Annotated in this window: 12 protein-coding genes; 6 read left to right on the top strand and 6 right to left on the bottom strand. The window is 60.0% G+C overall.

Annotated features, from left to right (window positions below; genetic code table 11):
• The first annotated feature begins 9 nt into the window (after window positions 1-9).
• The 5 genes from gatA (at window position 10) to mdoH (ending at window position 6,943) form a co-directional block, all read left to right on the top strand.
• A complete protein-coding gene (gene gatA, locus FIV03_RS15200) occupies window positions 10-1,494 on the top strand; it encodes an Asp-tRNA(Asn)/Glu-tRNA(Gln) amidotransferase subunit GatA (RefSeq protein WP_152510133.1) in 1,485 nt (494 codons plus the stop codon).
• A gap of 426 nt (window positions 1,495-1,920) precedes the next feature.
• Entirely contained in the window at window positions 1,921-3,030 is a 1,110-nt protein-coding gene (locus FIV03_RS15195; RefSeq protein WP_152510132.1) for an NAD(P)/FAD-dependent oxidoreductase, read from the top strand.
• A 199-nt stretch (window positions 3,031-3,229) separates the two neighbouring features.
• A complete protein-coding gene (locus tag FIV03_RS15190; protein WP_286202195.1) occupies window positions 3,230-4,822 on the top strand; it encodes a glucan biosynthesis protein in 1,593 nt (530 codons plus the stop codon).
• Window positions 4,819-5,187, top strand: a complete 369-nt coding sequence (locus FIV03_RS15185) for a hypothetical protein (RefSeq protein ID WP_152510131.1) — start codon at window positions 4,819-4,821, stop codon at window positions 5,185-5,187. The genes FIV03_RS15190 and FIV03_RS15185 overlap by 4 nt, the downstream gene beginning before the upstream one ends.
• 1 nt (window position 5,188) lies before the next feature.
• Window positions 5,189-6,943 (top strand): glucans biosynthesis glucosyltransferase MdoH, encoded by a 1,755-nt coding sequence (gene mdoH, locus FIV03_RS15180; protein ID WP_152510130.1) that lies wholly within the window; start codon window positions 5,189-5,191, stop codon window positions 6,941-6,943.
• 109 nt (window positions 6,944-7,052) lie between these two features.
• Here mdoH and FIV03_RS15175 read toward each other — a convergent pair whose 3' ends face one another.
• The 4 genes from FIV03_RS15175 to FIV03_RS15160 all read right to left on the bottom strand — a co-directional run bounded on the left by FIV03_RS15175 (window position 7,053) and on the right by FIV03_RS15160 (window position 10,547).
• The gene (locus FIV03_RS15175; RefSeq protein WP_006932881.1) at window positions 7,053-7,403 is read right to left on the bottom strand and encodes a ribbon-helix-helix domain-containing protein; all 351 of its coding nucleotides are present in this window, start codon (window positions 7,401-7,403) and stop codon (window positions 7,053-7,055) included.
• Window positions 7,404-7,640: 237 nt separating this feature from the next.
• The gene (locus FIV03_RS15170; protein ID WP_173013858.1) at window positions 7,641-8,234 is read right to left on the bottom strand and encodes a DJ-1/PfpI family protein; all 594 of its coding nucleotides are present in this window, start codon (window positions 8,232-8,234) and stop codon (window positions 7,641-7,643) included.
• A gap of 415 nt (window positions 8,235-8,649) precedes the next feature.
• Entirely contained in the window at window positions 8,650-9,420 is a 771-nt protein-coding gene (locus FIV03_RS15165) for a class II aldolase/adducin family protein (RefSeq protein ID WP_077292383.1), read from the bottom strand.
• On the bottom strand, window positions 9,417-10,547 hold the full coding sequence (locus FIV03_RS15160) for a TauD/TfdA family dioxygenase (protein WP_152510129.1): 1,131 nt from the start codon (window positions 10,545-10,547) through the stop codon (window positions 9,417-9,419). The genes FIV03_RS15165 and FIV03_RS15160 overlap by 4 nt, the downstream gene beginning before the upstream one ends.
• A gap of 167 nt (window positions 10,548-10,714) precedes the next feature.
• Here FIV03_RS15160 and FIV03_RS15155 point away from each other — a divergent pair, with 167 nt between their 5' ends.
• Window positions 10,715-11,614, top strand: a complete 900-nt coding sequence (locus FIV03_RS15155) for a LysR substrate-binding domain-containing protein (protein WP_152510128.1) — start codon at window positions 10,715-10,717, stop codon at window positions 11,612-11,614.
• A 10-nt stretch (window positions 11,615-11,624) separates the two neighbouring features.
• Here the strand turns inward: FIV03_RS15155 and FIV03_RS15150 are convergent, their stop codons facing one another.
• Entirely contained in the window at window positions 11,625-12,752 is a 1,128-nt protein-coding gene (locus tag FIV03_RS15150) for a transporter substrate-binding domain-containing protein (RefSeq protein WP_209009671.1), read from the bottom strand.
• 142 nt (window positions 12,753-12,894) lie between these two features.
• Window positions 12,895-13,335, bottom strand: a complete 441-nt coding sequence (locus tag FIV03_RS15145; RefSeq protein ID WP_152510127.1) for a L,D-transpeptidase — start codon at window positions 13,333-13,335, stop codon at window positions 12,895-12,897.
• Window positions 13,336-13,350 lie beyond the last annotated feature (15 nt).

Genomic DNA, 13,350 nt, shown 5'->3' with positions numbered 1-13,350 from the left:
TTCAAATTCATGACCGATCTGACCAAACTGACCATTGCCGAGGCCCGCGAAGGCCTGAAAAACAAGGACTACACGTCCCTTGAACTGACCGATGCCTTCATCAAGAACATCGAAGCCGCCAATGAAAAACTGAATGCCTATGTCACCGTGACCACCGACAAGGCGCGCGACATGGCAAAGGCATCCGACGCCAAGCTCGCCAAGGGCGAAGGCGGTACGCTGGAAGGCATCCCGCTTGGCATCAAGGACCTTTTCGCCACCCAGGGCGTACACACCCAGGCCTGCAGCCACATTCTGGACGGCTTCAAACCCGCTTATGAATCCACCGTTACGTCCAACCTGTGGGCCGACGGCGCGGTCATGCTCGGCAAGCTGAACATGGACGAGTTCGCCATGGGCTCCTCCAACGAGACCTCTTATTACGGTCCGGTGATCAACCCGTGGCGGAAGAAGAACTCCAACCAGGATCTCGTACCCGGCGGGTCTTCCGGTGGTTCTGCCGCCGCCGTTGCCGCCCGCATGTGCATGGGCGCCACCGCAACCGACACCGGCGGCTCCATCCGTCAGCCGGCCGCGTTCACCGGCACTGTCGGCATCAAGCCGACCTATGGCCGCTGTTCCCGCTGGGGCGTCGTTGCCTTTGCTTCCTCGCTCGACCAGGCCGGCCCGATTGCTCACACCGTTCGCGACAGCGCGATCATGCTGAAATCCATGGCTTCCGTCGACGCCAAGGACACCACCTCGGTCGATCTGCCCGTGCCGGACTATGAAGCGGCCATCGGCAAATCCGTGAAGGGCCTCAAGATCGGCATTCCGGCGGAATACCGCCTGGACGGCATGCCCGCCGATATTGAAGCACTCTGGCAGAAGGGTATCGACTGGCTGAAGGATGCCGGTGCGGAAATCGTCGACATTGCGATGCCGCACACCAAATACGCCCTGCCGGCCTACTACATCGTGGCACCGGCGGAAGCTTCCTCGAACCTCGCCCGTTACGACGGTGTGCGCTACGGCCTGCGCGTTCCGGGCAAGGACATCGTCGAGATGTACGAGAACACCCGCGCAGCAGGCTTCGGGGAAGAGGTCAAGCGCCGTATCCTGATCGGCACCTATGTGCTGTCCGCCGGTTACTACGATGCCTATTACCTGAAGGCCCAGAAGGTTCGCACACTCATCAAGCGCGACTTCGACCTGGCCTGGGAAAACGGCGTCGACGCAATCCTGACCCCGGCAACCCCGTCTGCCGCCTTCGGTGTTGCCGACCAGGACCTTCATTCCGACCCGGTGAAAATGTACCTCAACGACATTTTCACCGTCACCGTCAACATGGCCGGTCTTCCGGGCATTTCCGTTCCGGCCGGCCTCGACAACAATGGCCTGCCGCTCGGTCTTCAGCTGATCGGCAAACCCTTTGAGGAAAGCACCCTGTTCCAGGTCGGCCAGGTCATCGAAGATGCCGCCGGCTCGTTCTCGCCGGAAGCCTGGTGGAGCTGATCCCGTTTGTTGATATGCGCCCCGGACCGTTCATCGGCCCGGGGCTGCACACCTGATTTTCTCCGGTCGGCCGCAGCCTGACCATGACATCTCCGCCGCTTTGTGTCGGCAGTCCCCTCAAGAACATTTTCCTGGCGTGAACTGGGCTGGAGCAAACATCCCTCCACCGTCATGCCATGGCGCGCCCTATCGACTTAATTCACGGGTGCTAAAGGCTCCTCGTACGAACGGGATGGATTGCCCGGCCGAGCCCGGCAATGACGGAGAGAGGTCTATGGGTTTCAATCCAAGGCAGAGCCGACTTTCGTTGATGTGACTTCCAGGCCCTTGTTTCCATCCGCAATTCCAGCATCGACGTCTGAAGCAAGCCGTGGCATGACGGGCTGACAAGGAAAAGAACGCTCGATCAGGATTGCCGGCAACACCATGCATGACATTGAAACCTTCGTTATTGGCGCCGGTGCCGTTGGACTTGCGATTGCGCGTGAGCTGGCACTGACCGGCCGCGAGGTAATGGTGCTGGAACAGCATGGCCTGATCGGATCGGAGACCAGCGCCCGCAATTCGGAAGTCATCCACGCGTGCATCTACTATCCCACGGGCAGCCTTAAGGCTCGTTTTTGTGTGGAGGGCAAAGAACGGCTTTACCGGTTTTGTGCCGAGAATGGCGTCGGTTTCGAGCAGATTGGCAAACTGATCGTTGCGTCCAATAACGATCAGTTGGAGCAACTGCAGTCAATCCGTCGCAAAGCGGCGGAAAACGGCGTTTCAGATCTCGTATTCCTCGACCAGGACAGCCTGAACGAAGCCGAACCGGAGCTTGCCTGCACCGGCGCACTGCATTCCCCCTCCACAGGCATCGTCGACAGCCACGGTTTCATGCTGGCTCTACAGGGAGAGCTCGAGGCAAACGGCGGTCAGGTTGTGCTGAACACGAGGGTTGCGCGCCTCGAACACCTGGCTGATGGCGGTTACCGGGTGCATGCGGAAACGGAGGGAACGGAAACCTATGCCCTCACCTGCAAGGAGTTGATCCTGTCCGCAGGCCACGGCGCACCTGCCCTGGCTGCCGGGCTTGAGGGTGCCAATCCACCGGTCGCCTACCTCGCGAAGGGCAGTTATTTCAAGCTTCAGGGCAAGGCCCCTTTTTCCAAGCTCATCTACCCCGTGCCGGAACCTGGCGGGCTCGGCGTTCACCTGACACTCGACCTGCAGCACCAGGCACGCTTCGGTCCGGATGTCGAATGGGTGGAGATTGCCGACTACAGGGTGGATCCCGCCCGGGGCGACAAGTTTTATGCCGCCATCCGCAGCTACTGGCCCGGCCTGCCGGACGATGCACTTTTGCCAGACTATTCCGGCATCCGGCCCAAGATCGCCGGTCCGGGTGAACCGGCGGCCGATTTCCGAATTGACGGGCCGTCAGATCATGGCCTTGCAGGTCTGGTCACGCTCTACGGAATCGAATCCCCCGGCCTCACATCGGCCATGGCAATCGGAAGTTACGTCGCCCATCTGGTTACAATCGGCATCTGAACTTAACTTTTTTCAAAAAAATATGAAACCAACCGGCTGTTTGGACGTTTGAAAGTCGAACGAACAAGCGTACGATGCTGCATTGCACAGGAATGCCATTTTTTGGACCGGTTTTCTCCATAAAATTGCTGCAGTGCGCGTGCTCATTCAAAAGTGAACCAAAAAGAACACTTTAATTTCAACAAGGTGGCCAATCGTCGTGATCAATCGGCGCACGTTTTTATCGGCAACGGCCCTGGCGGCCGGTGCCTTGGCAGGCGCGGACCTCCGCACTGCACTCGCAGCAGAGAATACCGCACCTGCACAAGCAGGCGGAGCCTTTGCGGCAGGCGAAGAGTTTAACTTTTCCGCGCTCGTCGAGCGCATGAAGGAAAAGGCCGGGAACGCATTTGCGCCCGATGTACCGGCTCTTCCCGAAATCCTCGCCAATCTCGATTATGACCAGCATCGTGCAATCCGGTTCAATCCCGACAAGTCCGTCTGGAAGGACACCGGCAGCAACTATCAACTGCAGGCGTTCCACCCGGGCTGGCTCTACAAGGAGCCGGTGGAACTTTATGAGATCGTCGACGGAAATATCAGCGAACTGCATTTTACCGGCGCGGACTTCGAATATCGCGAGCCGCTGGATCCGGAAAAGTTCAAGGATGTGGATCTGCCGGGTATCGCCGGCTTCCGCCTGCACCATCCGCTGAACACTCCGGAGTATTTCGACGAGTTGGTGGTGTTCCTGGGGGCAAGCTATTTCCGTGCGCTCGGCAAGGGCAACGTCTATGGCCTGTCCGCACGCGGACTTGCGATCGATACGGCCATCGCCGGACCGGAAGAGTTTCCGCGTTTCACGAAGTTCTATCTGGAGCGGCCGACGGACGGCGCTGCCGAGATGCGGCTCTATGCCGAACTGGAGAGCGAGCGCGTTGCCGGTGCCTACCAGTTCACGATCAAGCCGGGCATCAACACCGTTGTGGAAGTGGATGCGCACATTTTCCTACGCGACGATGTCGAACGTCTCGGGATTGCGCCGCTGACTTCGATGTATCTGTTCGGCGAGAACGACCGCACCAACTTCGACGACTATCGCCCGGAAGTTCATGACAATGACGGTCTCCTGATCTTGCGCCAGAATGGCCAGCGTCTGTGGCGGCCGGCTCGCAATCCGGAAAAGCTTGCCCTGTCCTTCTTCAACGAGGAGAACCCGGCAGGCTTTGGCCTGCTGCAGCGGGACCGGAATTTCGATCATTACCAGGACACGGAAGCCAAGTATCAGCGACGCCCGTCACTGTGGATCGAGCCGATCAACGACTGGGGCAATGGCCAGGTCATGCTGGCGGAAATCCCGGCCGAAAAAGAGATCTACGACAACCTCGTTGCTTGCTGGGTGCCGGAAAACGGCACCAAGGCAGGCTCCGAACATCGCTTTGCCTATCGGATGATCTGGGGCCGGGAACCGGAACCGGGTACCGAGCTGGCACAGGTAATCGCGACCAGCACAGGGCATGGTGGCGCGGCTGCCTCAGATCCGGACCCGAAACTGCGCAAATTCGTCGTGGAATTTGCCGGCGGCAATCTGGGTGACATGGGTGCGGAAGCTCCTCTGACACCGAGACTGACCCTGCAGAACGGCAAGGTGGAGCATCAGTTCGTCCAGCGGCTGGAAAGCGGCAGCTGGCGTGCCGTGCTCGATATCGCACGGGACGACGAGGAAATACCGGTCGAGTTCATTCTCGCCCTGCAACTCGACGGCACCGATGTAACGGAAACCTGGATGTATCAGTGGAGTGGGAACAGATGACATCGCATGTGAGTATCGATCAGACGACCAGTCCGACCCTTTTTGCCGACGGTAAGTTGCTTGAAGAAATCAGGACAGTCCTGAAGCGGCCCGACCTTGGCGACGACGTCCTCTTGTCCGTTCTGTCCGGTTCTGCCGCCACGCGCCGTGGTATCGACCATTTTAGCGGCACGCCGCAAGACCGGGCTGCCTTCATCAGGACCTTGCCGGTGCCTGCCCCCCGTCACGGGCTGGAAATGCCCCATCACGACCTCAATCCGCCACTGGCCGTGCGCTTTGCCCCGCTTGTCGCCCTGTGGCAACGGGCTGTGCAGCCGCTTGCTCCGCAGTTGAAGCGCGTTCCGGTTCCAGCCAAGGACCGCTGACATGAAGAAGGCCAGCTCCGAAGCCTGGTCGACGGCCTTCCGGCGGCTGGCCATGGCAGTGATCGCCCTGTGCCTGACCACGGGCGCTTCGTACATGTTTGCCATTGTTGTCCAGTCGGACGGTTTCGACTGGCTGGACATCGTCCGCATCGCGTTGATGGCGGTAGCAAGCTTCTGGCTGGCCTGGGGCGGATGTATCGCTCTCTTCGGCATCCTGTTTCCGCCTGAAGAAAGGGCAACAGCAGAAGCTTTGCCCGACGGTCGCACCGCCGTTCTGCTGCCGATCTACAACGAGGCAACCGGTCCGGTGTTCGCCCGCCTGGAGGCCATCATGAAATCGGTTGCCGCCCTGCCCGCGGCGGACCGGTTCGATTTTTTCGTCCTGTCCGACACCACCAAGGCGGATGTCGGCGAGGAAGAACAACGTGCCTATGAGCGACTGCTTGTTCGCCAGAACGCCGGTGGCCGCCTGTTCTATCGGCGGCGCGAAAAGAACATCGGCCGCAAGGCAGGCAACATTGCCGACTTCCTGACGACATCAGGCGGTGCCTACGACTACATGCTGGTGCTTGATGCCGACAGCCTGATGGATGGCAAGACCATCCTGGAAATGGTCCGGCGCATGGAGGCCGATCCGCGACTGGGGCTGCTGCAGTCGCTGCCGCAGATCATCGGGCTCTCCACGCTTTTCGGACGCCTCTTGCAGTTCGCAACCGGTCTCTACGGGCCTTACTTCGCGCGCGGCCTTGCCGCCGTTCAGGGCGAGGAAGGCACCTTCTGGGGACACAATGCGCTGATCCGCACCCGCGCATTTGCAGCAGCCTGCGGCATGGCTCCGCTTACCGGCAAACCGCCCTTCGGTGGTCACATCCTCAGCCATGACACTGTTGAAGCTGCGCTCTTGGCGCGCGACGGCTGGAAGGTACGTCTCGACCCGGACCTGACGGGCTCCTACGAGGAAGCCCCCGCCAACATGGTCGACTACGCCAAGCGTGACCGGCGCTGGTGCCAGGGCAACCTGCAGCACAGCCGCATTCTGGCGGCCCCGCGCTTCCGCTTCTGGAGCCGGATTTCGATCCTGCAAGGCGTCTTTGCCTATCTGGCTTCGCCGATCTGGTGCATCTTCCTGCTGGCAAGCCTTGCCGCCCCGCTGGTTGCTCCGCCCCCGGTCTACTTCGACGGTCATTCGCCATTCCCGGTCTTTCCACATCCGGAAACGACCACGGCGCTCGCCCTGCTCTTCGGTCTGGTAGCTCTGCTGATCCTGCCCAAGCTGCTGCTCGTTGCCCGGGCGCTCTTTGGCGGAAACTCGGCGGACTTCGGCGGTCCGGTCCGGCTTCTGATCAGCTTTCTCCTTGAAATCCTGCTGACCTCGATCCTTGCACCGATCCACATGATGTTCCACTGCCGCTCGGTGTTTCAGGTGCTGACGGGTGCTGACAGCGGCTGGCCGACAGCCGATCGGGATGACGGCTCGCTGCCGATCACCGCGGCGTTTTCCGCCACCTGGTGGATGAGCATTGCAGGTGCCGGCGCAATCGCCTTCTCGCACACCTATGCGCCGGAGATGTTCTACTGGCTCCTGCCTGTTGCCCTGCCACTGGTTGTCGCTCCGCTCCTGGTCTGGATGACGGCATCGGTGCTGCTGGGCAAGGTCACGAAGAAACTGGGGCTGTTCCAGGTCCCGACCGAGGCAGGCCCGGTTGCGGTCGCCGAAGACATGCGTCTGGCGCTTTCTCAAAAAGCGGCTGCCTGACAAGGCGCTGTATCACCAGCACATGATCAGCCATCCCACGTCATCCTGGCAGCGTTGTGCTCGGCCAAGATGACGAGGGAGAGCTCCTGCACTCATTCCGGTGCATGTCTCAATGCATACGGCCGGTTTCGGCTTCCAGAATGCCGTCCGCATCCAGGCCCGCGATGGGCAGGCGCTTGTCGGTCGGCACATCGCCAGACAGCTGCAAGGCCAGGTACCGGCCGCAGCAAACGCGCAGGAAGCTCGTGAAATTTCCGAGATCATGGCCCGCGTCGATGCTCTCGTGGTGAAGCTTGGTGATCAGTTGCACCACGTTCATGCCGTCCCGTCCGGCGATCTCGTCCAGAACCTTCCAGAAGAAGGTTTCCAACCGCACCGATGTCACCATGCCGTCAATGCGCAGCGACTTTGTCGTGCTTTCCCAAAGCGTGGAATCTGCCTCGATGAAGAGCTTGCACATGATGTTTCCTTCGTGACGGACTGGCGAGCTGAAATCGCGGAGCTGTCGCGGTATCTCAACGCCCGTTATTTGAACTCAGCCTAGTCCGCTTCCCGCGTGCGGGAAAGTGGTCAGGTAGCGTGTAGGTGGCGCCCCCGGGACCCGTCGTCCGCCGCCGGGGCACCACTCTTGCGCTTTCACGGACCAGGCAAACGGAGTTGATGGTGCGGGCTCTTTGTTGGCCCGCACCGTTTTGCCTCAGGCAGCCAGGGAACCTTCGGCTGCACCGCCCAGAACCGCATGGAACTGCGACAGCCATGCCGGATGCGCCGGCCATGCAGGGGCGGTAACAAGGTTGCCGTCGGTCACGGCGCCGTCGATTGCGATCTCGGCGTAAGTGGCGCCTGCAAGTTCCACTTCCGGACGGCAGGCCGGATAAGCCGAAACGGTGCGGCCTTCAATCACCTTGGCAGCAGTCAGGATCTGCGCGCCGTGACAGATTGCGGCAACGGGCTTGCCCGCGTCCATGAAATGCTTCACGGCATCGATGACAGCCGCATCAAGACGCAGATATTCCGGTGCCCGGCCACCCGGGATTACGAGGGCATCGTAACCGGCAACGTCGACATCGGCGAAGGTCGCGTTCAGCGTAAAGTTATGGCCGCGCTTCTCCGAATAGGTCTGGTCGCCTTCGAAATCGTGGATACAGGTGGCGACCGTCTCGCCGGCCTTCTTGCCGGGGCATACCGCATCAACCGTGTACCCCATGGCAAGCAACGTCTGAAACGGCACCATGGTCTCATAATCTTCGGTGAAATCTCCCGTGATCATCAGGATCTTCTTCGCGCTCATGCTCTGTCCTCCAGCTTGGCAAATTGCGATGGAGAAAGGCTAGCAGTCGGCGCGTTTGAACGGGTATTAGGTCGCTACTACAGGTTAGATTTCTGCAGTTTTGGCGGTCTATTGCAGGAACATTTGCCTACCCGTCATACCGGACAAGTGAGGCGGAAGCCGAACTCTGATCCGGATCCTGACCTATTTTGCGACAAAGCCTCTCCTGCTCAAAATTGAATGATGATCAATGATTAGAAGCTCACACTGACATCTGATTTCCAGCTCACGCGATGCCGCTATGTGTCTTGCGAATAGCCCCCGGATCTGCACTGCGCTTGTCCGGGGCGACACGAAGAAGGATTGCCATGCTTCGCCCAAATGCATTTCGCCTCCCCGCATTGGAGAGGCGAAAGCAAGTCGGCATCGACGGATCTCAGTCGCGGTAATCCGGCTCGCTCCGGTCAAGATCACGCTTCCAATAGTCGAAATGGGCATAGCCCATGCCGACATAGGGCTCCCATTCGGCAGCTGTCTTGGCGGCAAGGTTGTCCGACATGATGGCCAGCGGCTGACCGGTCCCATAGGCTTTCAAAAGCGTTTCGGCGGCCCGTTCGAAGAAATAGAGATGCTCGAAGGCTTCAGCGACAGTGACGGCGGAAATCGACACCCCGTGATTGCCCATTACAAGAACCGGCTTGTCGCCAAGTGTTTCGGCAATCCGCCTGCCCTCCTCCGCCTCGTCAGCCATGCCGCCGAAGCCGAGATCAACCGCAACCTTGCCGAAGAAACGGGCGGTGTTCAGGTCAATCGGTTTCATTGATGGATCCTGCAGCGTCGCCAGCGCGGTCGCATTTGGCGGGTGGCAGTGGAACAGCACCCGCGCCTTGGGATTTTCCCGGTGAACCGTGCCGTGAATGCACCAGGCAGATGGGTCCGGGGCATTTTCGCCCGCCATCACGGTGTCATCATTGGCATCGAGCAACAACAGGTCGCTGGCCCTGATTTCCCCGAAATGTCGCCACTTGGGGTTCATCAGGAATTTCGAACCATCTTCGGAAACCGCGGCGCTGAAATGATTGCCGACGGATTCGCTCCAGCCGAATTTTACCGCCAGACGAAAGGCAGCTGCGAGGTCTTCCCGCAGGGCCTGTTCGCTTTGCCGGTCCGGGTCAGCCCCGAAGCGTACATCCGTAACGACACTCATTTGAAACGTCCTTCCCCGGACAGGATCCGGTAGGTGGAGCGCAGCTCGCCCCTGTCGGTATAACAACCACGCAGGTGCCGATTGCCGCTGGTTGCCGAATAGGCAGCCCGACCGTGCACGATGCGGTGATTGTCGAAGACAATACATTCGCCCGCATTCAGACGGAACCGCATCAGGTATTTGTCGTCCCGCATCATCCGTCCGAAGCGGCAGAAGGCCGGGTAGTAACGGTCGAGTTCATGCTGCGGCATATCGAAGATATCGGCGTGGTGCTGGCTGATCGTGACACCCGAAATATTGCCGTGCTCATCCAGCTCGATCACCCGCTGGCGGGACCGCATGTCGAACGTGTCATGCTCGCAGAAATAGGGAACATCCACGGTAATCAGAAGTTCGAAGTCTTCCGGATAGGCCTTGCGGAAGTCTTCCGCGACAGCCAGCCCGTCCACAAAGATGCTGTTGCCTCCCTCGACCGAATTGGCCCGGCAATGCAGGAACTGCACGCCCGGCGCCAGATCCTCGTCCGGCAAGTCCGTGTGAAGCGGCAAGGCCTTGGCAGTGAAGGCAAGGTTGGTCGGCTTGATGTGGGTTTTTACCTCGAACGTCAGGCCGAAGTAGCTCGGACGCACATAACCGATCAGGCCGGCCGTGTCGGTGAGCGCTTCATCCGTATCCGGCAAGCCGGTCAAGAGCGCGACACCATCCGTCAGCATCGCTTTGGCCCAGTCACGCCGACGCGCGGTGTCGTTCGTAACCTCGTCATGGGAAAAACGGGCCATCTTCGGATAGTGGTCAGCGTACCAGGGCACTCTTCGAAGGTTGGCGATATCGGGGCGCTTCTCGCCTTTGGAATAGGCATTGAGCAGGGACAGCGGCAGGCGGGAGACGTCGTTTGTGCCGGCCCAGGCGATTTCCAGATCGCCTCCCACAATGGCGGCGGAGGCTGCTTTTGGCGCTTCGTCCAGGGCGAAGATGTCATTGACGCGTTCGCGGGTTTCCGGGTCGAAGGAACTCGGGCAATTGTCGCGCAGCCAGTAATAATTGAAATAGGCGGTTTGCCCGTTGCTCAGTGGCACATCGAGGCCTTTTTCCTGCAGCAACACACCTGCATCACCAGTTCCAAGCATCAGATCCGTCCTTAAGTTTAGCTCATCAGCCTTACAGGTGCTTCGCACAAGTCACCGCAAAGCTCTGCGTTCCATTTACTTTCTATGAAGTTGCTCTTGCACTGGCGATTTGGAAAGGCGATAAAATCGAAACTTAACTTAAGCATTCACTTAACTTGGACAGACAAATGCTCCGCCTCCCCCCGCTCAGGCTGCTCACCGTCTTCGAGACGGTTCAACGCGCGGGAGGCACCAAGGCGGCGGCGGGCGAATTGAATGTATCCATGTCGGCGATCAGCCAGTCCCTGCGACAGTTGGAAGAGCACGTCGGCACCGCCCTGATCGATCGCAGCACAAGGCCGGCCGGCCTCACTGCCGCCGGCGAGATCCTGCTGAAAGCGGTGATCGAAAACCGCGAACGGCTGAGCGAAGCCCTGAATGACATCCAGGCTCTTGCCGATCCGGCCAGCGCCTCTGTCACTGTTGCCTGCACCGTCGGCTTCGCCACCTACTGGCTCATGCCGCGGCTTGAGGCGTTTTATCTGGACCACCCGGAAATCCCGGTGAACGTTCACACCACGCAGCAGGAAGTCCCCCGGCTTGGCCAGGGGACCGATATCGCCATGCGCTACGGGGACGGCCGCTGGGACGACGGCACGGTCGAACAATTGTTCCGCGAACTGGTTGAGCCTGTGTGCGCCCCTTCCCTTGCCGAGCGCATCCGCGCCGATGGCGGCAGCCTGGGCTCAGCCTTCCTGATCCATGTGGACACCAGCGATCGCCGCTGGATTTCCTGGCAGGAGTATCTTGCCCGCACGGGGCAGAAGGCCGCCGGTTCGGCCAAAGGCCTCCGGTTTTCCAACTATGTCCAGGCCACCCAGGCGGCCTTGTCGGGCCACGGGGTCATGCTCGGCTGGCGCTCGATCACCGGTGACCACGTGCAAAACGGTCTGCTGGTCCCCGCCGGCCTGCCGCCGCTGCAGCCAAACAACGCCTATCATGCCGTGCTGTCGCACCGCAGCCGGAACCGGGAAACGGCCGCCATTGTCGTTGACTGGTTGAGAGCTGCCGCGCAGCCACAGCTCTAGGGAATGGCTCCTAGCGCTCGTCCCCGAAGTAGCGCACGCGCATTTGCTCGATCATGTCCGTCTCATGCGCCGTCAGCAATTCCAGCGTCAACGGCCGTGTCCACTGACTGCCGTGCGCAAGGGCAAAGCCGTATTTGTCCGGTTCAAAGATCGGGCCGATCACCTCGACATTCGCCCGCGGGTGACTGTGAGCGTAATACTCAAGGACAGGCGCATCGCCCACAACGGCGTCAATCTCGTCATTGCGCAGAGCAGTGACTGCACCTTCGATGTCGTCAAATGACCGGTGCGACCAGCCGGATGCTTCCGCAAACTCCTCGGCCACACTGCCGACGAAGACACCGATACTCTTGCCCGGCAGATCGGCAAGACTGTTGATCTGGTTTGTGAGCGATAGGGTTGTCATGACGCTTGTCACCGACGAGGTCACATAGGCCATCACCGCAATGCCGCAGACCAGCCAGAGCGCCTGCCAGATGCGGCCTGGCCAACCAAACAGGTTCTTGCGCGAAGGTGCCTTGCCGGATGTCACCACCGACATGACCGCATAAAAGCTCTCCGACACGCCTTCCGGCCAGCCCCGGGGAAAGTTCTTGTCGAAACGCCGGTCGAACAGCGTCATCAGAGCCGTTGCAAACACGATCACAAGTGCCAACCAGCCATAGGCTCTCAGATAACCGGATTCCTGCAGGCCCGTTAACACCTCGCTGAAGCTCGCTCCCTGACTGTCAGGCACGAGAATGCGCAGGCCCGCATCGAACCAGGGCTGGGTAAAGTCGATCCTGTCGGCGCGCTTGCGGGTGATCGTCAGGTTGGTGACGGCAATACCGATGGATTTGTCCGCCGCGGCGTCCACCAGCTCCCGGATGGTCGGGAAGATCCGATATTCGTAGAGAATACCGTTTTTCTGCGCCAGTGCTTCCCAAAGATCCACCGCCATGCCGGAATAGACACCCGGCTCTTCCTCCATGACAAAGGGGGGGCTGATGTAGAGGCCGACGCTGACCGGCGAGACCGGCAGCGGTGGATTGTCGTCCCCTTCCGCCGTCTGCCCCAATGCCGGCAGTGCGAGAAAAATCGACAGGCACAACACAAGGGCAGCTGACAGGCATCGACAGAAATTCGAGCAGGCGGTCACGATGGCCTCCGCTTGGCAGTAGGGGAATCACGCTGAAAGTTCCTGAAGGGTAAGCCGCCACGCCAAAGCCATGCAACCTGTGCCCACACAGGCCGCTCCTGAAAACGGCCGGTGGTAGCAACGGATGAATTGCCCCCTCAAGTCACCGCGTGATCACGATCCTCGTATCGGCGCGACCAACCTTTCGCACAAGATTGAAAAGCTGAGCGGCGTTCCTGGGATGGAGCCGGATGCATCCGTGCGAGGCGGGACGGCCCAGCCGCTTGAGATCGTTGGTGCCGTGTATGGCGTATCCGCCGAGAAAGAAGACCGAATAGGGCATGGGTGCCCAGTTGTACTTGCGCGAGTGCCAGTCGCGTTCCAGCCGGGTCGGGCGCCAGCTTCCCGTTGGTGTGCGATATCCCTTGCGTGCAGTTGAAACCGGCCATTTGTTTCGCAAACGTCCGTCGACGTACAAATAAAGCCGTTGTTCGGAAAGATCGATCTTTGCGGTTACCCGAGGTGCAGCGCTTGCACCGGTGGTAGCCAAGGCAAAAAAGGCCAGCAACAACGGCCCGGCAATGAGTTTTCTGATGGTCAACATCTCAAAGACACCCAA

Origin of the sequence: Labrenzia sp. THAF187b, assembly GCF_009363375.1 — a bacterium.
GTDB classification, from domain to species: domain Bacteria; phylum Pseudomonadota; class Alphaproteobacteria; order Rhizobiales; family Stappiaceae; genus Roseibium; species Roseibium algicola.
The sequence above is the reverse complement of the archived record's forward strand: the minus strand, read 5'-3'. Positions and strand labels throughout refer to the sequence as shown.

Bases quoted from the DNA above. Each gene is read 5' to 3' on its own strand.
- gatA (WP_152510133.1), top strand. From the start codon at position 10: ATGACCGATCTGACCAAACTGACCATTGCCGAGGCCCGCGAAGGCCTG.
- FIV03_RS15195 (WP_152510132.1), top strand. From the start codon at position 1,921: ATGCATGACATTGAAACCTTCGTTATTGGCGCCGGTGCCGTTGGACTT.
- FIV03_RS15185 (WP_152510131.1), top strand. From the start codon at position 4,819: ATGACATCGCATGTGAGTATCGATCAGACGACCAGTCCGACCCTTTTT.
- mdoH (WP_152510130.1), top strand. From the start codon at position 5,189: ATGAAGAAGGCCAGCTCCGAAGCCTGGTCGACGGCCTTCCGGCGGCTG.
- FIV03_RS15175 (WP_006932881.1), bottom strand. From the start codon at position 7,403: ATGTGCAAGCTCTTCATCGAGGCAGATTCCACGCTTTGGGAAAGCACG.
- FIV03_RS15170 (WP_173013858.1), bottom strand. From the start codon at position 8,234: ATGAGCGCGAAGAAGATCCTGATGATCACGGGAGATTTCACCGAAGAT.
- FIV03_RS15165 (WP_077292383.1), bottom strand. From the start codon at position 9,420: ATGAGTGTCGTTACGGATGTACGCTTCGGGGCTGACCCGGACCGGCAA.
- FIV03_RS15160 (WP_152510129.1), bottom strand. From the start codon at position 10,547: ATGCTTGGAACTGGTGATGCAGGTGTGTTGCTGCAGGAAAAAGGCCTC.
- FIV03_RS15155 (WP_152510128.1), top strand. From the start codon at position 10,715: ATGCTCCGCCTCCCCCCGCTCAGGCTGCTCACCGTCTTCGAGACGGTT.
- FIV03_RS15145 (WP_152510127.1), bottom strand. From the start codon at position 13,335: ATGTTGACCATCAGAAAACTCATTGCCGGGCCGTTGTTGCTGGCCTTT.